Annotated in this window: 17 protein-coding genes; 15 read left to right on the top strand and 2 right to left on the bottom strand. The window is 71.5% G+C overall.

The window, feature by feature from the left end; all coding sequences use genetic code 11:
* Positions 1-268 precede the first annotated feature (268 nt).
* On the top strand, positions 269-904 hold the full coding sequence (locus ACOJVX_RS20135) for an NADPH-dependent F420 reductase (RefSeq protein WP_026418588.1): 636 nt from the start codon (positions 269-271) through the stop codon (positions 902-904).
* A gap of 79 nt (positions 905-983) precedes the next feature.
* Here ACOJVX_RS20135 and ACOJVX_RS20130 read toward each other — a convergent pair whose 3' ends face one another.
* Positions 984-2,303 carry an acyltransferase family protein gene (locus tag ACOJVX_RS20130; protein ID WP_026418587.1) on the bottom strand — a complete coding sequence of 440 codons (1,320 nt, stop codon included), beginning with the start codon at positions 2,301-2,303 and terminating at the stop codon, positions 984-986.
* Between the two features lie 684 nt (positions 2,304-2,987).
* Between ACOJVX_RS20130 and ACOJVX_RS20125 the strand changes: the two genes are divergently transcribed.
* From ACOJVX_RS20125 to ACOJVX_RS20115, 3 genes are all read left to right on the top strand, one after another.
* The gene (locus tag ACOJVX_RS20125) at positions 2,988-3,416 is read left to right on the top strand and encodes a 50S ribosomal protein L11 (protein WP_026418586.1); all 429 of its coding nucleotides are present in this window, start codon (positions 2,988-2,990) and stop codon (positions 3,414-3,416) included.
* 874 nt (positions 3,417-4,290) lie between these two features.
* The gene (locus ACOJVX_RS20120; protein WP_026418585.1) at positions 4,291-5,790 is read left to right on the top strand and encodes a glycoside hydrolase family 9 protein; all 1,500 of its coding nucleotides are present in this window, start codon (positions 4,291-4,293) and stop codon (positions 5,788-5,790) included.
* A gap of 275 nt (positions 5,791-6,065) precedes the next feature.
* Positions 6,066-8,105: a glycoside hydrolase family 48 protein gene (locus tag ACOJVX_RS20115; RefSeq protein ID WP_026418584.1), complete on the top strand. Its 2,040-nt coding sequence runs from the start codon at positions 6,066-6,068 to the stop codon at positions 8,103-8,105.
* A gap of 101 nt (positions 8,106-8,206) precedes the next feature.
* On the opposite strand, the gene ACOJVX_RS20110 is transcribed toward ACOJVX_RS20115, so the two are convergent.
* Positions 8,207-9,241 carry a LacI family DNA-binding transcriptional regulator gene (locus ACOJVX_RS20110; protein WP_026418583.1) on the bottom strand — a complete coding sequence of 345 codons (1,035 nt, stop codon included), beginning with the start codon at positions 9,239-9,241 and terminating at the stop codon, positions 8,207-8,209.
* Between the two features lie 544 nt (positions 9,242-9,785).
* Between ACOJVX_RS20110 and ACOJVX_RS20105 the strand changes: the two genes are divergently transcribed.
* The 11 genes from ACOJVX_RS20105 to ACOJVX_RS20055 all read left to right on the top strand — a co-directional run bounded on the left by ACOJVX_RS20105 (position 9,786) and on the right by ACOJVX_RS20055 (position 24,343).
* Entirely contained in the window at positions 9,786-11,078 is a 1,293-nt protein-coding gene (locus ACOJVX_RS20105; RefSeq protein WP_417853578.1) for an extracellular solute-binding protein, read from the top strand.
* Between the two features lie 184 nt (positions 11,079-11,262).
* A complete protein-coding gene (locus ACOJVX_RS20100) occupies positions 11,263-12,186 on the top strand; it encodes a carbohydrate ABC transporter permease (RefSeq protein WP_162182577.1) in 924 nt (307 codons plus the stop codon).
* Positions 12,183-13,073: a carbohydrate ABC transporter permease gene (locus tag ACOJVX_RS20095; RefSeq protein ID WP_026418580.1), complete on the top strand. Its 891-nt coding sequence runs from the start codon at positions 12,183-12,185 to the stop codon at positions 13,071-13,073. Before ACOJVX_RS20100 ends, ACOJVX_RS20095 begins: the two co-directional genes overlap by 4 nt.
* A 172-nt stretch (positions 13,074-13,245) precedes the next feature.
* A complete protein-coding gene (locus tag ACOJVX_RS20090) occupies positions 13,246-14,676 on the top strand; it encodes a GH1 family beta-glucosidase (RefSeq protein WP_418152829.1) in 1,431 nt (476 codons plus the stop codon).
* Between the two features lie 700 nt (positions 14,677-15,376).
* Entirely contained in the window at positions 15,377-16,624 is a 1,248-nt protein-coding gene (locus ACOJVX_RS20085; RefSeq protein ID WP_103057090.1) for an MFS transporter, read from the top strand.
* A 747-nt stretch (positions 16,625-17,371) separates the two neighbouring features.
* Positions 17,372-18,415 (top strand): sugar-binding protein, encoded by a 1,044-nt coding sequence (locus tag ACOJVX_RS20080; RefSeq protein ID WP_337661800.1) that lies wholly within the window; start codon positions 17,372-17,374, stop codon positions 18,413-18,415.
* Positions 18,412-19,965 (top strand): sugar ABC transporter ATP-binding protein, encoded by a 1,554-nt coding sequence (locus ACOJVX_RS20075; RefSeq protein WP_051313880.1) that lies wholly within the window; start codon positions 18,412-18,414, stop codon positions 19,963-19,965. The genes ACOJVX_RS20080 and ACOJVX_RS20075 overlap by 4 nt, the downstream gene beginning before the upstream one ends.
* A gap of 12 nt (positions 19,966-19,977) precedes the next feature.
* Positions 19,978-21,021 carry an ABC transporter permease gene (locus tag ACOJVX_RS20070; protein WP_035291908.1) on the top strand — a complete coding sequence of 348 codons (1,044 nt, stop codon included), beginning with the start codon at positions 19,978-19,980 and terminating at the stop codon, positions 21,019-21,021.
* Between the two features lie 615 nt (positions 21,022-21,636).
* A complete protein-coding gene (locus ACOJVX_RS20065; protein ID WP_035274340.1) occupies positions 21,637-22,665 on the top strand; it encodes a 3-isopropylmalate dehydrogenase in 1,029 nt (342 codons plus the stop codon).
* Positions 22,666-22,931: 266 nt separating this feature from the next.
* Positions 22,932-23,774, top strand: a complete 843-nt coding sequence (locus ACOJVX_RS20060) for an SAM-dependent methyltransferase (protein ID WP_248784469.1) — start codon at positions 22,932-22,934, stop codon at positions 23,772-23,774.
* A gap of 80 nt (positions 23,775-23,854) precedes the next feature.
* Positions 23,855-24,343, top strand: coding sequence for an NUDIX domain-containing protein (locus ACOJVX_RS20055; RefSeq protein WP_418152820.1), 489 nt, complete (start codon positions 23,855-23,857; stop codon positions 24,341-24,343).
* Positions 24,344-24,546 lie beyond the last annotated feature (203 nt).

The following is a 24,546-nucleotide window of genomic DNA, read 5'->3' as shown; positions in this document are numbered from 1 at the left end:
GTAACGCGCGCTCGGCGGTTCGGTGCCACGGGATGGGGCCGGGCCCGGTCGCTGCTGGACAACGGGCACGGCGCGTCGCGGGCTCCGGTCGGCCAAGGCCGGGGGTTGCCCAGGGCGCCCCGGCTCGTCAACCGCGTTCGACTGACCCCCTAGGGCTGGGGTTGATCACGGACAGTCACCCACAGGGAGCACGAAACCTGCGGCGCGCCCGGCGAGGCGTTGTGATGGGTACGCACCGGTCCGCTCGAGCGAGGTCGGGAGGTACGGCATGGACGTGGCGATCATCGGGGCCGGCGAGATGGCACGTGGGCTGGCCGGTCGGCTGGCCCCGGCCGCCCACTCCGTCACGGTGTACGGGCGCACGACCCGCGCCGCCGAGCGGCTCGTGACCGCGGTGGCGCGGGACGACCACGCGGTGCGACCCGCGACCCTCGGCGACCCCGTCACCGCCGACCTGCTGGTTCTCGCGGTCCCCTTCGCGGCGGCCCCCGCCATCATCGCCCAGTACGGGGAGCACCTCCCCGGCCGCGTGCTGGTGGACGTGAGCAACCCGGACCAGGGGCTGCCCGGGGCGGGTGCGTCCCCGGAGCCGGGTCCGGCGTCGGCGGCGGAGGAACTGGCCCGGCTGGTCCCCGCGGGCACCGTGGTGGTGAAGGCGTTCAACACCGTCACCGCCGGCGCGCTCCTCGGCCCGGGCCTGGTGGACGTCTTCGTCGCCACGGACGACGAACAGGCCCGGGTCGATCTCTTCACCCTGGTCCGGGCGGCGGGGATGCTGCCGCTGAACGCGGGCGGCCTGCGCGGGGCTCGGGAACTGGAGGGGATGGGGCGGCTGCACCTGGTCGTCCGCCGGGCACTCGGTACCGCCGCGCACAGCTCCTTCGCCCTGCGGATGGTCGGCTGAGCTCGAGCTCGTGCCGGCCCTCTCCGGCCGAGCTGGCCGGAGCCCGTCGAGCCGGGCCGACGCCGAACGGTGGTGGAGGTCAGTCCACCCTCGGCACCGGGCCGGTCGCCGCGGCCCGGGAGGACGCCGCCGGGTCGTCCGTGGACGCCCTCCCCGCGTCGTCCACGGCCCTGGCCGGTGCCTCCACCCGGCCGACCTCGGCGCCGCTCGCCGTGTCCACCCAGCTCAGGTGGCTGACCGGCTCGCGGTCCTGGGGGGTCGCCGTGACCGTGGACTCCCGTTCCGTGTCCTGGGACACCGTGTCGTGGGTCGCCGACCCGCCGGCGGCCGCCGCCCGCGCCGCCTTCCGCCGTGACCAGAGGCCGCCCGAGCGCAACCAGTTCGCCGCCGGTTCCTCGACGAGGCGGGTCAACGCCCAACCCAGGACGACCGCCACCACGAGCATGGCACCCGACTGGGCCATGGGCGGCCAGCCCGCCTCGGACAGCTGGTACATGACGCTGTAGCCGATGTTGTGGTTGACCAGGTAGACGCAGTAGGAGATCCCGGCGAGCCAGATGATGGGCCGCATCACCGGGTGGTAGTAGTCCTTGCCCCGGGCGGCCAGCGCGATGCCCACGGTGGCGATCGCGACCCACAACGTCGAGTCGATGTCGTCGTGGTGGAACTCGTGGGCCCACACCGCCGCCGGCACCAGCAACAGCGTCGCCCAGTTCCCCCGCCGGTTACCCCAGAGCCACAGGGCGGCGCCGGCGGCGAACAGGTGCGCCCGGTAGGCGCCTCCGGCGGACAGCAGGGAACGGACCTCCTGGGCCAGACCCGGCTCGGTGAGCGTCAGCTTGGCCACCACCGGCAGGGTGATGGCCGCCGCCAGCACCAGGTGCAGACGCCACCCGTGCCCCCACCGACGCGGCCACAGCAGCGCCGCGACGCAGAACATGATGATCTGCACCGGCACGGTCCAGTAGCTGCCGTCGGTCCTGGCGATCCCCTCGACGAAACCCGGGGGGAGCACCAGCATGGTGCCGATCATCGAGGTGAAGCTGCGCTGGAGCGACTCGGGGCCGATCAGGTGGGTGATGATCTGGGTGAGGAGGGTGGCGACCAGGAAGGCCGGGAGCATCCGGGCCAACCGGTTCCGGAGCAGTGTTCCCGGGCCCTTGGAACTCAGCGTCTGGCAGACGAAGTAGCCGGAGATCATCATCATGATCGCCGCGCCCGACTGGATGCTGAACTCCCACGGGCGCCGCTCCAGTTCGGACACCAGGAACGGTCCGCCCCAGGTCGCGTGCTGGACGATGACGAAGATGATGGCGAAACCGCGGAGCAGGTCCCAGCTGGTCTGCCGGCGCTTGGGGCGGTCGGTGCCTGCGGCCGGTGCGGCCGGGACGCTGGCCATGCTCTCACTCCCCAGAGGATGTGGTCACGGGTTGTCAACTGCCACCGTCGTGGCGCGTCCGCCCGGCCCGTCGCCCTGGGGGCGGGCGGCCGTGGTGGAGCAGCAGCACGAGGGACGTCAGCAGCCGCCGGGTGGCGTTCTCGCCAGCCGCGGATCTTGTGGTGCCGTGTGGCGGCCGAAGTTACCGCATGACCGGAGGCCCTGACGCGGAGGCCAGCCAATCGCGACCCCCTCGTTATCGCTGTTCACCCCCTGGTGGGTGTCGAATCCCCCAGGTTGGGGTGTTCGCTCGCTGTCAGTCGCGGTGCGCGGCGCACCTCGCACGACCGGGTGGCGGGGCCGCGCGGCATCGCGGTCGAGGGCTCCCGGGGGGAGGACCCGGGGCCAACGCGCGGGCCGCGCGGTGGGCGGCTCGTGGGGGTGCGCGTTCGACGCCCGCACCAGGGGCCCGGCCCGTGCGGTAGGCTGACCGGGAACGCGGCGAACCGCCTCGGCTGAGGCAGGCTGATCACGCGCCGGGACCCGTGGGACGTTGTCCACCCGCGAACGGCGCGGACCCGATGTCGACTGCCTGGACAGCATGGTGCGGCCCCGCGCCGAGTGCGCCATGAGCGCTGGCGTAGGATGCCCTGCGGTGCCGAACGCCGACAGGCCAGGATTTCTGACAAGGTAAGGTTTTCGATTATGCCTCCCAAGCAGCGTAAGACGTTCGAAGCGACGTTGGAGCTCGAAGCTGGCAACGCTGCCATGGTCGACCTCGGTAAGATGCTCGGCCCGACCGGCGCGAACACCCGCCAGATCAAGCTCGAGTACGACGAGGCCACCTCGGCCCAGCGTGGCGAGATCGCTCCCGTGGTCATCACGGTGTACGAGGACCGCAGCTACTCCCTGCGGTACAAGACCCCGCCGACGAGCTTCCTGATCCGCAAGGCCCTGGGGGTCACCACGGGCCACGCCAAGCCGGGCCACGGCTCCGGTGGCTCCCTGACCCAGGAGCAGGTTCGGCAGATCGCCGAGCGCAAGATGCCCGACCTGAACGCGACCAGCATCGAGGCCGCCATCAAGGTCGTCACCGGTTCCGCGCGGTCGATGGGCGTCTCCGTCGCCGACTGACCTGTCGTTCGGTCCAGCCTGAGCGACGACGTGCCGCACACAGCCCGTCCGGGTACTCCCGGGCGGGCTGTGTGGTGTTCGCCGGGGGGGCGGCGCGATGGTCGTCCTGCTCGCGGGCGTCCCGGGTTCCCCGCCCGTTCGTCCCTCGTCCGGTCGATGTCGCCTGGCCTCGGGCGCGGACCGACGGGAGGCGTCGGTGCCGCCCCGCACCGGGGTGGCCGGGGCTCGAATCCAGGGGCGGGGCGGCCAAGCCCCTCGTCCCGGGGTCGACTGACCTCGGGGCGGGTCCCCGATGTCGCCGTTCCGCGTCGGTCCGTTCGCCGGCTCGGCTACCTCCCCGCGCCCTGGGCCACCCGGCCCGGTCCCGCGGCTTCCGGTGGTGGACCCCGCGTGGTCGGTGGCCGCCGTGTCGAACGGTGCGAGTGGGCGGCGTCGACGTCAGTCGAACACCGCGCGCCGTGGGGCGCGGCGCGGCGGGTGGGCTTCGTCCTCGTCCGGGCGTGCGCCGACCGCCACGGCCGGGGCATGCCTTCGGCTCACTTCCCGATCCACCGACGGGACGAAAGTTGGGAGCGCTCCCAGGTGTCGGTCGCGCCGGGTAGGCCGGTGTAGGGAGCCGTCGGCCGAGCGGGTGCCGCCCCGCGCGCCGGGGTGCGCGACCGAACGGAGCAGGGAAAGGCTCGTGCTCGGCCGGACAGCGGAGCCCTCTCACCCGTCTGTCGCGGGCGGTAAGCGAAATATCACTTTGCGCGACATTCGGGGTTTACACCGTGTTGCGCAAGAATTACGATCAGGGCCTGGGAGCGCTCCCATCACGACACGTCTCATCGACTCGACGCCCCGCGTCCGACGAGGTTTCACGTGAGGAGTAGCCGTGACGAACGGCCCGTTACGCAGACGTACGTGCCTGACCGCAGCGATCTCGCTGTTGACGGTGACCGCGCTCGGAGCCACCCCGCCCGCGCTGGCCGACACCGGCGGAGCGGAACCGAGGACCGGCCAGTTCAACTACGGTGAGGCACTCCAGAAGTCGATCTGGTTCTACGACGCGCAGCGCTCCGGGGTGCTGCCCGCCGACAACAGGGTCAGCTGGCGCGGCGACTCGGCCGTGGACGACGGCTCCGACGTGGGCCTCGACCTCAGCGGCGGGTTCTACGACGCCGGGGACCACGTGAAGTTCGGCTTCCCGTTCGCCTACACCATGACGATGCTCGCCTGGGGAGCCGTCGAGGAGCCCGACGCGTACGCCGAGTCGGGCCAGCTGGAACACCTCAGGGACAACCTGCGCTGGGGGACCGACTACATCCTGCGGGCGCACCCGGAACCCGACGTGCTGTACGGACAGGTCGGCGACGGCCATCTCGACCACTCCTTCTGGGGGCCGGCCGAGGCGATGACGATGGAACGGCCCGCCTTCCGGATCGACCCCAGCTGCCCCGGCTCCGACCTCGCCGGGGAGACGGCGGCGGCCCTCGCCGCGTCCTCGCTCGTGTTCGCCGACTCCGACCCGGCCTACGCGGAGACCCTCGTCGAGCACGCGCGGCAGCTGTACGACTTCGCCGACACCCACCGTGGTGTCTACTCCGACTGCATCACCAACGCGCAGGACTTCTACAACTCCTGGGGCGGCTACCAGGACGAGCTGGTCTGGGGCGCCATCTGGCTCCACCGCGCCACCGGCGAGCGGTCCTACCTGGACAAGGCTCGTCAGGAGTACGAGCTGTTGCCGGACCCGAACGGCTGGAAATCCTACGGCTGGACGCAGTCCTGGTCGGACAAGGCCTACGGCAGCTACGTGCTGATGGCCCAGCTCACCGGCGAGCAGCGGTACGTGGAGGACGCCAACCGGTGGCTGGACTTCTGGACGGTCGGGGTCAACGGTGACCGGGTCGACTACTCCCCGGGCGGGCAGGCGGTGCTCGACACCTGGGGCTCGCTCCGATACGCGACCACGACGGCCTTCGCCGCGCTGGTGCACAGCGAGACGGTGAGCGACCCGGCGCTGCGCCAGCGGTACCACGACTTCGGTGTCCGCCAGGTCGACTACGCCCTCGGCGACAACCCCCGCCAGTCCAGCTACGTGGTCGGTTTCGGTGAGAACCCGCCGGTCAACCCCCACCACCGCTCCGCCCACGGGTCCACCACCGACGACATCGACGTCCCCGCGACCAACACCCACGTGTTGTACGGGGCGCTGGTCGGCGGCCCGGCCCTGCCAGACGACCAGTACGTGGACGACCGCACCGACTACGTCTCCAACGAGGTCGCCCTGGACTACAACGCCGGGTTCACTTCGGCCCTGGTCAAGCTCTACGCCGAGTACGGCGGCGACCCGCTGCCCGACTTCCCGCCCTCCGGTGGCGGCACGGGCTGAGGACACCGGTGGCCGGTCGGCCGCCCTCCTGACTCCGGTGCGGAACGTGCTGCGCGCCCACGCGTTCCGCACCGGACCCCAACCCCCAGTCGCGGTCATCCAGCACGAGAGCGCTCATTCGATCCGGCGGCGGAGACGAACCGGTTGACCGCGACTGCGGGGACCCGTCTGCCCGGAGGGAGGCGCTCGCCCGGGAGCGCCCGTTCCCGGTGAAGGTCCAGTGACGAGTGGAGGACATCCCTGCCATGACAGCGTCCACGTTACGGCGGAGGTCGGTGAGAAAGGCGCCCGTCCTCGCGGCGGCGGCCCTCCTGACCACCGCGATGGTGCCGGTGACCTCGGGGGCGGCCTTCGGCGGCGCCCCGGCCGACGACCTGCCGGCCGACGTCGAGGTCGAGCCCCGCCAGCCCTCCGAGTACGAGGCGGCCTTCCTCGACCAGTACGAGAAGATCAAGGACCCGGCCAGCGGCTACTTCCGCGAGTTCGACGGGCTGCTGGTGCCCTACCACTCGGTCGAGACGTTGTTGGTGGAGGCACCCGACCACGGCCACCAGACCACCTCCGAGGCGTTCAGCTACTACCTGTGGCTGGAGGCGAGCTACGGCAGGGTGACCGGTGACTGGGAGCCGTTCAACGCGGCCTGGGAGTCGCTGGAGCGCTTCGCCATCCCGGGGACCGAGGACCAACCGACGAACTCCTCCTACGACCCCGGGAGCCCCGCGACTTACGCGGCCGAGCACCCCTCGCCCACGCAGTACCCCGCACTGCTCCGCCAGGACGTGCCGGTCGGTGAGGACCCGCTGGCCAGCGAGCTGAGCGCCACCTACGGCACCGACGAGATCTACGGCATGCACTGGCTGCTCGACGTGGACAACGTCTACGGCTACGGCTTCTGCGGCGACGGGACCGACGACGAGCCGGCCTTCATCAACACCTACCAGCGCGGTTCGGGCGAGTCGGTGTGGGAGACCGTTCCGCACCCCTCCTGCGAGACCTTCGAGTTCGGCGGGGAGAACGGCTTCCTCGACCTCTTCACCGACGACCAGGCCTACTCCCCGCAGTGGCGCTACACCAACGCCCCCGACGCCGACGCCAGGGCCGTCCAGGTCGCCTACCTGGCGCAGACCTGGGCCGAGGAGCAGGGGCAGGCGGGAGCGGTCGCCGACACCGTGGCCGACGCCGCGAAGATGGGTGACTACCTGCGGTACTCGATGTACGACAAGTACTTCAAGCAGATCGGCGACTGCACCAGCGAGACCGGGTGCCCGGGAGCGCAGGGCAAGGACAGCGCGCACTACCTGCTGTCCTGGTACTACTCGTGGGGCGGGGCCCTGGCCGACGCCCAGTACCCGTGGGCGTTCCGCATCGGCTCCAGCGCCTCCCACCAGGGCTACCAGAACGTCCTGGCCGCCTGGGCGCTGTCCGAGGTCGACGGGCTGATCCCCGAGTCACCGACCGCCCAGGAGGACTGGGCCACCAGCCTCGACCGCCAACTGGAGTTCCTGCGGTGGCTCCAGTCCGCCGACGGTGGCATCGCCGGCGGCGCCACCAACAGCTGGCAGGGCGACTACTCCGACCCTGGAGCGGACCACCCCACCTTCTACGGGATGGCCTACGACTGGCAGCCGGTGTGGAACGACCCGCCGAGCAACAACTGGTTCGGTTTCCAGGTGTGGGACATGGAGCGGGTGGCCCAGTACCACCACATCACCGGCGACGAGCGCGCCGGCGAGATCCTCGACAACTGGATCCCCTGGGCCATCGAGCACACCACGGTCGGAACCGGGGGCGACTTCGGGGTGCCGAGCAACCTCTCGTGGAGCGGGGAGCCCGACACCTGGGACGCCGCCAACCCGGGTGACAACGCGTCGCTGCGGGTGAGCGTGGTGGACCAGAGCCAGGACGTCGGCGTGGCCGCGGGTCTGGCCAAGACGCTGCTCTACTACGCGGCCGCCACCGGCGACAGCGCCGCCCTGGCGACCGGGGAGGGGCTGCTCGACGCGCTGTTGGCGAACCAGACCGACCTCGGTATCGCCACCGAGGAGACCCGGGAGGACTACTCGCGGTTCGATGAGACCGGGGACCAGCAGCTCTACATCCCCAACGGCTGGACCGGCACGATGCCCAACGGGGACGTGATCGACTCCGACTCCACCTTCGGGTCCATCCGCAGCTTCTACCAGGACGACCCCGACTGGCCGCAGGTGCAGGCCTACCTGGACGGCGGACCGGCGCCGACCTTCACCTACCACCGGTTCTGGGCGCAGACGGACATCGCGACCGCCTTCGCGACCCACGCCGAACTCTTCGGCTGACCCGTTGACCGGGGCGCCATCCGCTCAACGGCGAGCGGGTGGCGCCCCACTCCGTCCTGGGTGGCCTGCCGGGGTCGACCTGGTCCGGGTCGGGCGCCGGCTCACACCGAGCCGCGCAACACCAGCTCGTTGGGGAGGATGACCGGTTCGCTGGTCGTGCTCCCGCCCTCGATGAGGGTCAACAACATGCGGGTCATCTCGCGCCCCATCAGTTCCGTCGGCTGTCGTACCGAGGTCAGTGGGGGGTCGGTGTGCCTGGCCGTCTCGGAGTCGTCGAACCCGATGATGGCGACGTCGTCCGGGACCCGTCGCCCGGCCGCCCGCAGCGCGCGCAACGCGCCGACGGCCATCATGTCGCTCGCGGCGAACACGGCGTCCAGCTCGGGGTCGCGTTCGAGCAGCTGGCGCATCGCCCGTTCGCCGCTCTCCTGGCTGAAGTCGCCGAAGGCGCACAGGTCACGGGGGACTCCCCGCCGCCCGCGGAGGGCCTTGCGGTAGCCGGCGAGCCGGTCCACCCCCACCGACATGTCCTGCGGTCCGGTGATCGCCGCGATGCGGCGGCGACCGCGCTCGTAGAGATGGGCGGTCGCGGCGCGCGCGCCCTCGACGTTGTCGGAGTCGACGTAGGGGAGGGAGGGGTGTGAGAGCTGCGGACGGCCGGACATGACCACCGGCGTGCCGTTCTCCATCAGCCGCCACGGCAGCGGATCGTCCCCGTGCACGGAGACCAGGACGGCCCCGTCGACGTGACCGTTGCGGACGTACTGCTCGACCTGGGCGTGTTCCCGGGCCGTCCAGGCCATCACCAGCACCAGTTGGAGACCGCTGGCGGACAGTTCCTTGCTGACACCCCGCAGCAGACTGCCGAAGAAGGGCTCGGTGAAGACGCGGGACTCCGGTTCGGAGACGACGAAGGCCACCGAGTCGGCGCGACGGGTGGCGAGGCTCCTGGCGGCCCGGTTGGGAACGTAACCCAGTTGCTGCACGGCCTCCAGCACCGACGCTCGAGCGGCCTCGCTGACCTGGGGGGAACCGTTGACCACACGGGAGACCGTCCCCCGGGACACCCCCGCGGCCGCCGCCACCTGTTCCAGGGTGGGACGGGCACTCCCGTTCCCGCTGCGTGTGGCTTCCACCACTGATGTACCTCCCCGACTAGCGCCTACCCAAGGGGCCGTTCCGAGCCCCGCTGGCCAACCGACTGGTGGTGGGCCAGCGAGGTGCTCCCCGCCCCGCCCCCGTGGTGGGTGTGAGCGCTCCTACCGCCGATGGTAGGCCACCCGGACCACTGGAACCGAGACGACGAACGCCCTGGTGGTGGAGTGGTCACGGTGCGTGAGGCCCCGCGTCGAGCCTACTCGTGAGAGCGCTCCCGGGCTAGTTGGCGCCGGGGCAAGCGACGAGCGCCACGTTGGAGGGTGACCACAAAGGACCACTGGTTCGTTTGTCTCTCCATCGAGGACTTTTCGAGCAGGTCAGCGTGCGGTTTCGATGGGTGGGTCGACCCCGGAGCGTGATCTTCAGGTCACGGGCCTGCAACAGTGCTTGACAGTGGGGCGTGTCACTCGAAGACTGGTCAAGCGAATTTGGGAGCGCTCACATGAGGTGTGGCGCCGTCGTTCCTCGAGCAGGTCGACCGTCGCACCCACCAACAGGGAGTTCGAGGTGCGTGATTCAACGATGCGTCACTTATCCAGGACAACGCTGACCGTTTCGGCCGGGATGGCGGCCGTGCTGACGCTGGCCTCGTGCGGTGGTGGCGGGGGAGGTGGTGGCGGCGGCGACGGTGAGATCGAGCTGACCATCGCGACCTTCGGCTCGATGGGCTACGAGGCCCTGCTGGAGGAGTACGAGGAGCAGAACCCGGGCATCACCATCGTCCAGCAGCACACCGGACGGTCCCCCGCCCACCACCAGAACCTGTTCCAGAAGCTCGGCGCCGGATCGGGACTGTCCGACATCGAGGCCGTGGAGGAGGGGCACATGGCCCGGGCCCGGGGTGCCTCCTCCCGCTTCAACGACCTCACCGAGATCGGTCCCGAGGGGCTCGAGGACCGCTGGCAGGAGTGGAAGTACGCCGGCGGTCAGGACGCCGAGGGCCGGTTGATCGGCTATGGGACCGACATGGGCCCGCTGGCGATGTGCTACCGACAGGACCTCTTCGAGGAGGCTGGCCTGCCCTCCGACCCGGAGGAGGTGGCTCCCCTCTTCGAGACCTGGGAGGCCTACTTCGAGGCCGGCGACGAGTTCACCTCGGCCGACATCGGCTCCGCCTGGTTCGACAACGGCAGCCAGGTCTTCAACGCCATGAACAACCAGCTCGAGTTCGGCTACTACGACGCCGAGGACAACCTGATCGTCGAGAGCAACGAGGACGTCCGGCACAACTGGGACCGGATGACCGCGGCGGTCGAGGGCGGCCAGTCCGCCGGGCTGGCGGCGTTCAGCAACGAGTGGGAGAGCGGGTTCGCCGACTCGGCGTTCGCGACCAAGACCTGCCCCGCGTGGATGATGGGGCCGATCAAGGAGCACTCCGGCGAGGAGCACGCCGGGCAGTGGGCCATCAGCCCGACCTTCCCCGACGGCGGCGGCAACTGGGGCGGCACCTACCTGACGGTGCCCACCCAGAGCGAGCACCCCGAGGAGGCGGCGGAGCTGGCGGCCTGGCTCACCGCCCCCGAGCAGCAGATCCGCGCCTTCGTGGCGGAGGGCCCGTTCCCGGCGCAGGTCGAGGCCCTCGACATGGAGGAGCTGCTGGAGCACCGCGACGACTACTTCGCCACCCCGGACGTCGGACCGCTCTTCTCGGAGGCGGCCAAGCGGATCGAGCGGGCGCAGTACAAGGGCCCGAGCGACGGCGACCTGCAGGACAACGTCTTCGGACCGGCCATCCAGACCATCGAGCAGGGACTGGCCAGCCCGGACGAGGCGTGGGAGCAGGCGGTACGCGGCGCCAACGAACTGGAGGGCTGACCGCGACCTCCCGGACGGGGCGCCGTGACGGCGCCCCGTCCGCTCCACGACCGTCATCCGTCCGCCGCGTCCGCGCAGCCCCTACCGAGGAGGGGAGTTGGCCGATCTGCGCTCCGAGACCGCCGAGGCGTCCCGGAAACCGTCTCCACCGCCCGGAGGCCGTTCAGGCTCCGGTAAGAACGACCTGACCCTGCGACAGCGCCTCTACCGCTTCGACGTCAAGTCGGCGCCCTACTTCTACATCGCGCCGTTCTTCATCGTCTTCGGCCTGGTCGGCCTGTTCCCGCTGCTCTTCACCGCCTACGTCTCGCTGTTCGACTGGGACATGCTGGCGGACGAACAGCAGTTCGTGGGGCTCGACAACTACGCCAGGCTGATCGAGTCGGACCAGTTCTGGAAGGCGCTGGTCAACACCATCAGCATCTTCCTGCTGTCCACCGGTCCGCAGCTGGTGATCGCGGTGCTGCTGGCCGTGCTGCTGGACGCGAGGATCCGCGCCCGCACCGGCTTCCGCGTCAGCGTGCTGATCCCGTACGTGGTGAGCCTCGTCGCCCTGGGCATCATCTTCAGCAACCTGTTCGGGCACAACTACGGTCTGATCAACAACGTGCTGGAGTTCTTCGGTTTCGACCGGATCAACTGGCACAGCGACCGCTTCGCCAGCCACGTCGCCATCGCCACGATGGTGAACTGGCGGTGGACCGGGTACAACGCGCTCATCATCCTGGCCGCCATGCAGGCCATCCCCCGGGACCTCTACGAGGCCGCGGTCGTCGACGGGGCCGGGCCCTTCCGCCGGTTCTTCAGCGTCACGATGCCGCTGCTGCGGCCCACGCTGATCTTCGTCGTGATCACCTCGACCATCGGTGGTCTCCAGATCTTCACCGAGCCCAAGCTGTTCAGCGACATCCCGGGCTCGAACAACGGCGGGTCGGACAACCAGTTCCAGACCATCACCCTGTTCATGTACCAGGCCGGATTCGAGCGTTTCGACCTCGGGTACGCCTCGGCGATCGCCTGGACGCTGTTCCTGCTGATCGTCGTGATCGCGCTGATCAACTTCCTGATCACCCGCCGGATCGCCTCGACCGGGGAGGAACGTCGATGAGTACCCAGACCGCTCCCCGGCCACCGAGGACCCGACGCCGCGCGTCCGAGGGAGGAGAACACGCCTCCCTGATCAGCCGGCCGCGCTTCCTGACCTACGGCCTGCTGCTCGCGTTCGTCCTCGGGTCGGTCTTCCCGCTCTGGTGGTCGTTCATCGTCGCCAGCCACGAGAGCTCCGTGGTGCGGGAACGCATCCCGCCCCTGCTGCCCGGTGCGAACTTCTTCTCCCACGCCGCCGAGGTGTTCGACACCGTTCCCTTCTGGCTGGCGTTGGGCAACAGCCTGATCGTGGCCACCACGGTGACGGTCTCGGTGGTGCTCTTCGGGACCCTCGCCGGCTACGCCTTCGCCCGGCTGCGGTTCAGGGGGAGCGGCGCCCTGTTCGCCTTCGTGGTCGCCACGCTGGCGGTACCCACCCAGCTGGGCATCATCCCCCTCTACATCGCGATGACCTCCTACGGCTGGCAGGGCCAGCTCGCCGCCGTGATCGTCCCGAACCTCGTGACCGCGTTCGGCGTGTTCTGGATGCGCCAGTACCTGGTCGGAGCGCTGCCCCACGAACTGCTGGAGGCCGCGAGGGTCGATGGGTGCAGCATGATCAGGACCTTCTGGCACGTGGTCCTGCCGATCGCCCGCCCCGCGGCCGCGATCCTCGGCCTGTTCACCTTCATGCACTCCTGGAACGACTTCCTCTGGCCCCTCGTGGTCCTGGACGCGCAGAACCCGACCGTGCAGGTGGCCCTGGAACGGCTCCAGGCCGGCTACTACACCAACTACTCGCTGGTGCTGGCCGGGACGACGCTGGCCACGATCCCGATCCTCCTGGTCTTCGTCATCTTCGGGAAGCAGATCGTCGCCAACATCGCCCAGGGAGCGGTGAAGGGATGAGCGGGCCCGCGGGGCCCGACCGCCGACCGGACGCGCCTCCGGTCGGCGCCTTCCCCGCGGGGTTCACCTGATCTCTCCGCCGCAGACACACCAGCGAGCAACACCGAGCCAAGGACGGAGGCGAGGGGCGCTCCCCGGCGATCGGCCGGGGACGGCGCGCCCCCACAACGAGATGACGGAACACACTGCCCAGGACCCGGCCGCGAGTTCGGCCGCCATCACGTTCCCGGAGGGATTCCTCTGGGGAGCGTCCACCGCGTCCTTCCAGATCGAGGGCTCCACCACCGCCGACGGGCGCACCGACTCCATCTGGGACGTCCTCTGCAGGAAACCCGGCGCGGTGGCCAACGCGGACACCGGTGACCCGGCGGCGGACCACTACCGCCGGGTGTCCGAGGACGTCGCGCTGATGGCGGATCTCGGACTGGCCACCTACCGGTTCTCCGTCGCGTGGCCGCGGGTGCGACCGGACGGTGGGTCGGTCAACCAGCGGGGCCTGGACTTCTACCGGGGTCTGGTCGACGAGCTGCTGGAACGCGACATCGTTCCGTGGATCACCCTCTACCACTGGGACCTCCCGCAGGCCCTGGAGGAACGGGGCGGGTGGACGAACCGGGACACCGCCTACCGCTTCGCCGAGTACGCCGACACGGTGGTCACCGCGCTCGGTGACCGGGTGCCCTACTGGACCACGCTGAACGAGCCCTTCTGCGCGGCGTTCCTCGGGTACGCCTCCGGAGAGCACGCCCCGGGGCGGACCGAGCCGGACGCCGCGGTCGCCGCCGTGCACCACCTGCTGGTGGCCCACGGTCTCGGCACGGCGCTGATCAGGGCGCGGCGGCCCGACGTCAAGCTGGGCATCACGCTGAACCCCGCGCCCATCGTGCCGGCGGACCCGGACGACCCGGTGGACGTCGCCGCCGCCAGGCGGGTGGACCTGGTGCGCAACCGCGTCTTCCTCGAACCGCTGTTCCGGGGCGAGTACCCGGAGGACGCCCACACGCAGTTCGACCAGTTCGGGTTCTCCGAACTCGTGCGGGACGGTGACCTGAAGCTCATCTCCCAGCCGATCGACCTGTTGGGCGTGAACTTCTACCACGACGAGGTCGTCTCCGGGCACGGCGGGACGGAGGCGCCCTCGCTGGACGGACGTCCCACACCCCTCGTGGGCGCGGCCCCCTTCAGCAATCCCGAGCGCGACCTGCCCAGGACCGCGATGGGTTGGCCGGTCGACCCCCGGGGGCTGACCGACCTGTTGCTGCGACTGCACCGGGAGTACCCGGGCGTTCCGCTCTACGTCACGGAGAACGGCGCGGCCTACCTGGACACGGTGGCGGAGGACGGCCAGGTCCATGACGAGGACCGCACCCGGTACCTCGACGGGCACCTGCGAGCCGTGCACGACGCCATCGAGCAGGGCGTCGACCTGCGCGGGTACTGCTGCTGGTCGCTGCTGGACAACTTCGAGTGGGCCTGGGGCTACGACCAGCGGTTCGGTGTCGTCCACGTCGACTACAAGACGCAGGAACGGACCGTCAAGGACAGCGGCAGGTTCTTCGCCCGCGTGATCAGGGCCAACGGGATACCCGGCTCCGGCGACTGAGGACAGGCGCGGCCGGGCCGGCGCGGGGGCGCCCGAGGGTCATGACCCGGGTGCCCCCGCCCGCCATCCACCGAAGTCGGCGGACCGGGGAGGCCGCCACCCGGAACACACCGCCCCACCGCTCGTCCGCTCCCTCCGGCTCGCGCCGGCTCCCGGTCGGCGAGTTCCACGGGCGAGGGCCAGCGCCCCTCCCGCCACCCGGCGGGAGCTCCCGGTCGGGCCGGTCCCGAGCGGGACCGACCAGCCGCCGGAGCGCCGCCGGAGCGCCGCTGGACGTCCCGTGGACCGCGCTCGGTGCCGGAGGTGCCGCCCGGACGCCGTCCCCGGCACGGGCCGGGTCCTCCCGGCGCACCCGCCGCGCCGACGCCCCGCGCGCCCCGAGCCCGGTGCGGCCGGGGGCCGCCCGAGGTGCCCGGGACCCGGTGGCGGTGGCGACGACCGCGTCCAGGGCGTTCCCCCGATGATCGTCAGTCGGGGTGACAACCGGTTCCCGACTCCCTCCTCCGGAGGAATCCTCCCGTGCCCGGGGGGAGCCGCTCGCGCGCACCGCGCGGGAAGTGTGACCGCTCCGTGTCACCAATCGGGTGCCCTGCGTGCCCGTTCGCGAGATCATCAGGGCCAGGTTCACGGTGCCGCCGCGCGGCACACCCCGGTCCCGAGCCCCAACCGCCGCCCGGGGGCCTCGCCGATGGGAGTCCTGATGACCACGACAGCACGCCTCGGGACCGGGCAGCGGCCCGGGGTCCTCGTCGTCCTGCTGCTCGGTTCGACCCTGAGCGTGATGGCGGGCGCCATCCTGGGGCCGGTGATCGAGGTGCTGCGCGCCGACCTGGCCGTCACGGGAACGGCGGCGGGCCTGGTGCTCACCGCCCACTCCCTGGCGATCGCGCTCGCGAGCCCCCTGGTGGGATGGGTCATGGACCGCTGGGGGGTGCGCCGCCCGTTGGTGGTGGGGCTCCTGGTGTACGGCTTGGCCGGGGGAGCCGGGCTGGTGGTCGAGTCCTACACCCAGCTGCTGGTCACCCGCCTGGTCTTCGGTCTGGGGGCGGCGGCGGTCTTCACGGGGACGACGGTGGCGGTCCTCATGCTCTACCAGGGGACGGCCCGCGACCGCGTCGTGGGATGGCGGTCGACGGCCGTCAGCATGGGGGGTGTGCTCTGGCCGCTGATCGGGGGAGCCGCGGGCGCGGTCTCCTGGCACGGCCCGTTCGCCGTCTACCTCGTCGGAGTCCCGATCGCGATCGCGACCCTGGTGGTGCTCCCGGAGGTGCCCGCGCCGGCCCGGGGCGGTGGAGGTGGAGGACTGGTCTCGCTGCTGCGTGTGCCGCGCCTGATGGCGTACTGCGGGCTGCTCCTGGTACTGGCGATGTTGATGCTCGTCGTCGCGGTCTTCCTGCCCCAACGGCTCGCCCAGGTCGGCGTGCACAACCCCTTCGTCGTGTCGGTCTTCAGCGCGGTCCTCGCGGTCGCGATGAGCCTCGTGGGCCTGGGGTACGCCCGGATCCGGGGACGCCTCCGGTACCCGGCGATGCTGCGGGTCGCGGTGGTGGGCTGGAGTGGCGGCTTCCTCTGCCTCGGCCTGACCGACTCACCGCCGCTCATCCTGCTCGCCGTGATCGTCTTCGGTCTGGGCATGGGGCTGGCGATGCCCGCCCTCACCGTGCTGATCGCGGATGCCGCACCGCCAGCCGCACGGGCGCAGGCCGCTTCGTTGACCGGGACCGCCACCTTCGCGGGCCAGTTCGCCGCGCCGCTGCTGTTCGGTCCCCTGATGGAGGCGACCTCGATCAGGGCTGGTTTCCTGTCCGCCGCCGGCCTGTCGGTGATCCTGGTGGTGGGCCTGCTGTTCCTGCCGGCGGAGGCGCGGCAGGTGGAGGCGGCGGGCGAACCGGCGGAGGCCGCCTCGGCGACCCCGCGCGGCGCGGCCTCGGGAGAGGCGGGGAGCTGACGGAGCTGGGCACGAGGGGCGGTGGGAGCTCCGCTCCCGCCGGGGTGACCGGCTCGGGGCGCGCTTCCAGCCCTCGTCCGGGGCATGGCGTCCCGCCACCGGCGAGAACCGGGAAGGCGGAACGGTCCACCGGCCCAGCTGTTTGTCCGGCATTTGGAGCAATGGAATTCCTCGGGTGGGGGAGTATTCGTTCCGGCGTCCCCGGGAAGGAACGGAGAATTCGGGCGGAACGCACTCGAGGGCATCACGTGGTGGCTCCGCCCGACTCTCCGCCCGCCCCGAACCGGCACTGCCGGGAGTGGCGGGGGAATTCGGTTCCCCGGGCGTCGGCCCGGCGGCGAACACACCTCGCGCGGTGGCGTGAGGCCTCGACCTGCCAGCCGCCGGCCCCTCCGCCATCGAGATCCGCGCAGGCGGAGGGCGCCAGGTCATCGGTGGTCGACCGGTGGTCCGCGCCGTGCGGGTCCTGCCGGAAGCAGGCGTACCACCGCCCGAAACTCCTCCTTCTGGGTGAAACGCGGCCGAATGTCGACGAGGAGTGCGCCATTATCTTCCGCTTGTGGAGAATCGCACGCCGAGGCGCAAAGAGGGCCGATCGCGGCCACGTCTCCCGGGTGTGACGCGAGTGGGGGAGTAGCGTGTCCCTCTCCGGTTTCCGGTGTGACCGGATTCCGGTGGCCACCCGCGCCGGAGAACCGGGAAAACGAGGAAAGAGGCCGGCGTGGCTGGCCGGAAAGGGAGTGCGCAGTGCGGGTCCCACCGTTCGTGACCGCCGTGCTCGGCACCGCGCTCGCGGTGTCCCTCACGGCCTGTGGTTCGAACTCGGACTACCTGCCGACCCGGGCCGAGGCCGAGGACCTGGGTGAGGAGAGCCAGCAGGTCGCCGAGGAACTCGCGGCCGAGCTGGGCATCCCGGACGTCTCCGGTGAGTCGGACGACCTGTACGTCTTCCTGCCCAAGTCGTTGGACAACCCGTACTGGGACGACGCCAGGGCCGGGATGGAGGACGCTGCGGAACGGCTCGGGGTCCGGGCGGAGTTCGTCGGCCCCCAGACCACCGACGTCGGCCAGCAGGTGCAGATGTTCGAGGCCGCCCTCGCCCGGCAGCCCAAGGGCATCGCGATCTCGCCGAACGACCCGGCGTCCGTCCTGGGCACCATCGCCACCGCGCGGGACATGGGCATCGAGGTCATCGCCTGGGACTCGCCCGTGCCCGACAGCGAGGCTCGTGGCTACATCGGGACCGACAACACCAACGCCGGGCGGACCTTCGGTGAGCAGCTGCTGGAGCAGATCGGCGGGGAGGGCGAGATCGCCGTGATCGTCGGCTCGCTCGGCGCGGTGAACAGCCAGCAGCGGCTGACCGGGTTGCGCGAGGTCGTCGAGGCCGACCCCGACGTGGAGATCGTCGCGATCGAGGAGTCGGGCGACGCCATCGCCGAGGCGACCAGCAAGACCGAGGCGATCCTGGCCGCGCACCCCGACGTCGCGGCGATCGTCGGCGTCAACGGTGGCGACGCGCCCGGAGCCGCGACCGCCCTCCAGCAGACGGGGCGGTGCGGCGAAGTGCTGGTCGCGGGCTTCGACGCGATCCCCCAGGCCAGGGACCTGATGCGCAACGACTGCATCCAGCTGCTCGTCTCCCAGCGGCCCTACGGGATGACGGCGGCGGCCCTCCAACTGCTGGTCGCGATGGCCCAGGACGCGGACGTGGACGAGACCGAGCTGGACACCGGCGTCGTCGCCATCACCAAGGAGACGCTCCCCGACTTCGAGCGGACCATCTCGTGAGCGCGGCACCCGAGGCGGAACCGCCCACGGACGACCCACCGGCCCCCGGCGTCGAACCCCTGGTGCGGATGACCGGGATCGTGAAGACCTACCCGGGCGTGCGCGCCCTCGACTCGGTGGACCTGGAGGTCCGGCCCGGCGAGGTGATGGGCCTGGTCGGTGAGAACGGGGCCGGGAAGTCCACCCTGCTCAAGGTGCTCGCCGGCGTGGTGAGCCCCGACGAGGGCGAGGTGCTCGTCGAGGGGCGTCCCGTCCGGATGAGCGGCCCCCGGGACGCCCAGCGGCTGGGGCTGGCGGTGATCCACCAGGAACTCACCCTCGCCCCGCACCTCTCCGTCGCCGAGAACATCCTGGTCGCCGCCGAGCCGACCCGGTTCGGGATGCTCGACCGCCGGGAGATGGAACGGCGGACCGAGGCGGCGCTGTCCGAGCTGGGCATCCAGCTCGACCCGTGGGTCGAGGTGGAACGGCTGTCCCTGGCCAGGCGGCAACTCGTCGAGGTCGCCCGCGCGCTGGCCGCGAAGGCACGGCTCATCGTCATGGACGAACCGACCTCGGCACTCACCGAGGACGAGGTGGACCGGCTCCTCGCGGTCGTCAGGAGGCTGCGGGACTCCGGCGTCTCGATCGTGTACGTGAGCCACCGGATGCGGGAGATCTTCGAGGTCTGCGACCGCATCACCGTGCTGCGGGACGGGCGGCACACCGGTCTGTCGCGCGCGGACGACACCGACCCGGACGCCCTCGTCGCCAGGATGGTCGGCCGGGAGATCACCCAGCTCTACGGGGAGCGGTCCGACCAGGCCCGGGACGAGGTCGTGCTCGAGGTCCGCAACCTCTCCTCCGGGGATCGGGTGCGTGACGTCTCCCTGGCGGTGCGCGCCGGGGAGATCGTCGGCCTGGCCGGCCTGGTGGGCTCGGGGCGGACCGAGACCGCGCGGGCCGTCTTCGGCGCCGACCCCCACCAGGGTGAGATCCTGCTGCGGGGCCGGCCGGTGCGCTTCGGCCACCCGAAGGAGGCCCTGGCGGAGGGGGTCTGCTACCTCTCCGAGGACCGCAAGGCCACCGGGCTCTTCCTGGAGATGTCGGTCCGGCGCAACATCGCCGTGACGGTCCCGAGGACGATCGCGCCGAAGGGGTGGTTCCGGCCTCGGGCGGAACGCGACGTGGCCGACAGGTTCCGCACGTCGTTGCGGATCGCGTGCCCCAGCGTCGACTCCCTCGTCGGAGGGCTCTCCGGCGGGAACCAGCAGAAGGTCGCGCTGGCCAAGTGGCTGGCGACCGAGCCATCGGTCCTCCTGCTCGACGAGCCGACCCGGGGAGTCGACGTCGGGGCGAAGGCGGAGATCTACCGGATCATCCGGGAACTCGCTGCGGCCGGCGTCGCGGTCCTGATGATCTCCAGCGAGCTACCCGAGGTGATCGGGATGAGTGACCGGATCGTGGTGCTCTCCGCCGGACGGACGGCGGGCGAGCTGACCGCGGACGAGGCCACGGAGGAAGCCATCGTGGCGCTGGCCACCGGAATCGGCACCCCGGCGACGGGCTGAGGAGCGAACACCATGTCCACGACCACGACGCCCACCGCCGACCCGGACCGGACCGGCTCCTCCGGCGCCAGCACGCGCCGAACCGACTCGCCGTGGCTGCGGCCCTTCCGGGGCAGGGAGTCGGGGCTGCTGCTGGTGGTGCTGGGGATCCTGGCCTTCCTGGCGATCAGGACCGACACCTTCGTCACCGTCGACAACCTGCTCGTGGTGGCCAGGCAGGCCGCCCTCGTCGCGATCATCGCGGTGGGCATGACCTTCGTGATCGCCACCGGCGGCATCGACCTCTCGGTGGGCTCCGTCGTCGCGCTGACCTCGGTGGCGACCGGGTTCTGGGTGATCTCGGCGGACCTCCCCTACATCGTCGCGATCCCGCTGTCCCTGGCCACCGGTCTGGCCTGCGGGCTGCTCAACGGCGCCCTGATCGTGCTCACGAAGGTCCCGCCCTTCATCATCACCCTGGGCATGTTGGGCATCGCCCGCGGCGTGGCCCTGGGCTTGACCAGCGGTTCCACCCAGACGGGCTTCGCTCCGCCCTTCCTGGGCATCGGGCAGGGGTCCTGGTTGGGCCTTCCCGTGCCGGTGTGGGTGGCGCTGGTGGTCGCGGTCGTGGCGCACCTGGTCCTGACCAGGACGACGATCGGGCGGCACGTCTACTTCACCGGGTCGAACGAACCCGCCGCGGTCCTCTCCGGGATCCGGGTCCAACGGGTCAAGATGTTCGTCTACGTGGTCGCGGGCTCGCTGGCCGCCCTGTCGAGCCTGTTGGAGACCGCGCGGCTGTCGGTGGCCCAGCCCAGCACCGGAGTCGGTTACGAGTTGACCGCGATCGGTGCCGTCGTCATCGGCGGCGCGAGCCTGTTCGGCGGCCGAGGAACGGTGCTCGGCGCGGTGCTCGGCGCGGTGTTGCTCAGCCTGATCACCAACGGCCTGATCGCCCTCCAGGTGAGCGCCTACTGGCAGCAGGCGATCCAGGGAGCGGTGATCATCCTCGCGGTGGCGCTCAACGAGTGGCGGGGCCGGCGGGCCGTCGCCGCCGGGCGGGCGGGGGACACGTAGGCGGTCGGCCGAGGCCGCCGTCCTCGGACCACGGCGCCCCCTCGGCGGCCGTGGCCGGGTTGACCCAGGCGGCGGCGTTCCTCCCCGCTTCGGCCAGGCGGGGCTCCGGCGCACGACCGGGGGCGGCCGTGGGCTCGTGCCACCCGGTCGCCCCGCGCGACGACGTCGTTCCCGTGAACAGGGTTCCGGCACTCCGTCGGGCGTGCTCGTGAGCCACGAGCATCCGTCGGGGCCTCCCCCGGGTGAGCCGGGTGGGAGCGATCAGCGGTCCGCGCTGGCCCGAGCCGCCGCGTCCGCCGCCCGGCGGCGCGGCGGGTGGTCCCGCCCGCCGTACTCCCCCGACCGGGTGAACAGGTGGGGCTGTTCCTCACCCGGTCAGCTCGAACGCGCGGCTGGGCTTCGGTCGCGGGGGGCGGTGCCCCTACGGTGGCGGAACCGCGCGGGCGCGTCGTCCCAGACCGAGGAGAGCGTCGACCGGGCCGCGTTCCCCGTTCTCGGCACACGGTCTCCGCCTCCGCTCCGCCGGCGCCGCGCCCGTCCGGGGAGGTGGGCCGCCGTGCCCGGGCGGCCCTGCCGCGCCGCGAGGCGCCAGCACGACGAAGGAGAGAGACACGCGTGACGAGCAAGCGAGTGGCCGTCATCCCCGGCGACGGCATCGGGCCCGAGGTGACCAGCGAGGCGATCGCCGTCGTCGAGGCGACCGGGGCTCCGGTCGAGTTCGAGGAGTTCGGCATCAACTCGGGCCGGTGGCACCGAGGGGAGGACCTCATCGGAGAGGAGGAACTCGAGCGCCTCGACACCAGCGCGGGCATCCTGCTCGGGGCCGTCGGCGACCCGGCCGTCCCCTCCGGCGTGTTGGAACGCGACATCCTGCTCAGGCTGCGGTTCCGCTACGACCTGGGAGTCAACCTGAGGCCGGTCCGCCTCCTCCCCGGTGCCAGGAGCCCGTTGCGCGCGGCGAACGCCGAGAGCGTGGACATGGTCTTCGTGCGGGAGAACACCGAGGGGCCCTACGCGGGGACCGGGGGGTCGTTCCGCGTCGACACCCCCGACGAGTTGGCGCTCCAGGACTCGGTGAACACCAGGAGGGCCGTGACCAGGGCGGTGCGGTACGCCTTCGAGCTCGCCGCGGCGCGACGCGGTCACCTGACCTGGATCCACAAGACGAACGTGCTGACCCACGCCGGGAGGCTGTGGGCGAAGGTCGTCGAGGAGCAGCACCAGCGCTTCCCCCAGGTCGAGGTGGCCTACCAGCACGCCGACGCGACCTGCATTCACCTGGTCCAGGACCCGGGGCGTTTCGACGTGGCCGTCACCGACAACCTGTTCGGTGACCTGGTCACCGACCTCGGTGGGGCGGTGGCGGGCGGCATCGGGTTCCTGCCCTCGGCCAACATCGCCCCGGACAACCAGCACCCGGGGTTGTTCGAGCCGGTGCACGGGTCCGCACCGGACATCGCGGGGCTGGGGGTGGCCAACCCCACGGGGTCGATCCTGTCCGCGGCCCTGCTGCTGCGCGAGATCGGGTTCGAGGAACAGGCCACCGCCATCGAGAAGGCGGTCAACGCGGCGGGAACCGCCGGGCGGCTGTCCGGCAAGACCCGGGAGATCTCCTCGGCCGTGGTCGAGCACCTCGACCGCTGACCGCCGGGCCTGCGGGCGGCACCCTCGGCCCGCACCCCGCCGCGATCGCGGGTGGACGGTGCCGTGAGCTGGCCAGCCCCGGTTGCCCGGGGACGACAGGGACTCGGTGGGAGACCCGGGGGTCGCGGTCGGCCCGTGGCGGGGCCCCTCGCGACTCCCGGGTTGGAGTCACCCGGTGCGTACACCAGTTATCACCTAGGGTGACCAATTTCGGGGTGGAGTCTCGACCGAGGGTGATCGGTGCTCACAGGGTGCTGCGTGATCGGATGAACGCGCATACTGTGAGTGCCGACATCGACACGGAGGTCAGCATGGAACAGGGCCCGCCCGGCGTGGACCTCTCCCAACCCAACCCCGCGCGCATGTACGACTACGCCCTCGGGGGGGCGCACAACTTCGCGATCGACCGGGACGCCTTCGACCGGCTCGCGGAGATCGACCCCGACGCGCCGCTGGTCGGGAGGACGAACCGCGCCTTCCTCCGCCGCGCCGTGCGCTACTGCCTCGACCAGGGCGTTCGGCAGTTCCTCGACCTCGGCTCCGGCATCCCCACCGAGGGCAACGTGCACGAGATCGCGCAGACCGCCGCCCCCGACGCCCGCGTGGTCTACGTCGACAACGAGCCGGTCGCGGTCAGCCACACCCGGCAGATCCTGCGCGACAACGATCGCGCCGACATCGTCCCGGCCGACATGCGTGACGTCCGAGGGGTACTCGCGGCGCCCGAGACCCGGCGGCAACTCGACCTCGACCAGCCGGTCGCCCTGATGATGGTCGCGGTGCTGCACTACGTGTCCGACCAGGACGATCCCGCCGCGATCATCGCCGCCTACCGGGACCGCCTCCCCCCGGGCAGCGTGCTGGTGCTCTCCCACACCACCTCGGACCAGGCGAACCCCCACCTCGTGGCCGAGCTGAGACGTCTGTTCGGCGACTCACCCAACCCGGTGACCCATCGCACGAAGGCGGAGGTGCGGGCGTTGTTGGACGGCACCCAGCTGGTGGAACCGGGCCTGGTCTGGACACCCCTGTGGCGGCCGGACGGCCGGGAACTGCTCGACGACGAACCGCACCGCTCGGGCACCTACGCGGCGGTCGCGGCGCTCTGAGCCCGCGCACGGCCCCACCCGTCAAGCCCCCGCCCGGGGCGACCGATGGTTGCGGGAGGACGGCGGTCGAGGAGGTGCCCGTGGTGCGGCTCAGGTGGTACCGGGCGGCTCCCCCGCCCGACCTCCCCGTCCGTCAGGTGCACGGCTTCCTCTTCGCGCCGGACGGGCGCGCGTTTCTCCGGGTCGACGGCGCCCGGCACGGCCTGCCCGGTGGCAAACGGGAACTCGAGGACGCGGGCCCGGCCGCCACCCTGCGCCGGGAGACCTGGGAGGAGGTCACCCTGGAGATCGGGGCGCCTCGCTACCTCGGGTACCAGCTCGTGGTGGACGGCGGCACCCACCGCTACGCGCAGGTCAGGATGGTGGCGCTGATCACGCGGATCCACCCGGTGGCGCCGGACCTGGACAACGGGCGGACGTACCGCCGCCTGCTGGTGGACCCCCGCCGGGTCGGTGACCTGTTGGGATGGGGGCGTCGGGGCAGCCGGCAGGCGGCGGCCGCCAGGCAACGAGCGGTCGTCGAGTTCGCGCTGCCCACCCTCGACCTCCCGCCCGACGGCGAGGTCTGAGGCCGGGACGCCCGACCGGGTTCGCGGTGTCGCGGGTCGGGAGGCCGGCGGGCACCCCACCCCGAGCGCGGGGTGGTCCCGACCAGGCGCCCCGCGACGCCAGCGCGCCCCGGCTCCAGCCCGGAGCGGAACGCGCCCCGTGGGCGGACCAGGGGGTGCGGCGCCCGCCATCTCGATGGCGCGCCACCCCCCGCCGGTGCGTG

The organism is Actinoalloteichus caeruleus (assembly GCF_049311605.1).
Classification (GTDB): domain Bacteria; phylum Actinomycetota; class Actinomycetes; order Mycobacteriales; family Pseudonocardiaceae; genus Actinoalloteichus_B; species Actinoalloteichus_B caeruleus.
This window is presented reverse-complemented; position numbering and strand designations above follow the sequence as displayed.

Excerpts from the sequence above, each read along its gene's own strand:
- ACOJVX_RS20135 (WP_026418588.1), top strand. The coding sequence starts at position 269 with ATGGACGTGGCGATCATCGGGGCCGGCGAGATGGCACGTGGGCTGGCC.
- ACOJVX_RS20130 (WP_026418587.1), bottom strand. The coding sequence starts at position 2,303 with ATGGCCAGCGTCCCGGCCGCACCGGCCGCAGGCACCGACCGCCCCAAG.
- ACOJVX_RS20125 (WP_026418586.1), top strand. The coding sequence starts at position 2,988 with ATGCCTCCCAAGCAGCGTAAGACGTTCGAAGCGACGTTGGAGCTCGAA.
- ACOJVX_RS20105 (WP_417853578.1), top strand. The coding sequence starts at position 9,786 with ATGCGTCACTTATCCAGGACAACGCTGACCGTTTCGGCCGGGATGGCG.
- ACOJVX_RS20095 (WP_026418580.1), top strand. The coding sequence starts at position 12,183 with ATGAGTACCCAGACCGCTCCCCGGCCACCGAGGACCCGACGCCGCGCG.
- ACOJVX_RS20090 (WP_418152829.1), top strand. The coding sequence starts at position 13,246 with ATGACGGAACACACTGCCCAGGACCCGGCCGCGAGTTCGGCCGCCATC.
- ACOJVX_RS20085 (WP_103057090.1), top strand. The coding sequence starts at position 15,377 with ATGACCACGACAGCACGCCTCGGGACCGGGCAGCGGCCCGGGGTCCTC.
- ACOJVX_RS20070 (WP_035291908.1), top strand. The coding sequence starts at position 19,978 with ATGTCCACGACCACGACGCCCACCGCCGACCCGGACCGGACCGGCTCC.
- ACOJVX_RS20060 (WP_248784469.1), top strand. The coding sequence starts at position 22,932 with ATGAACGCGCATACTGTGAGTGCCGACATCGACACGGAGGTCAGCATG.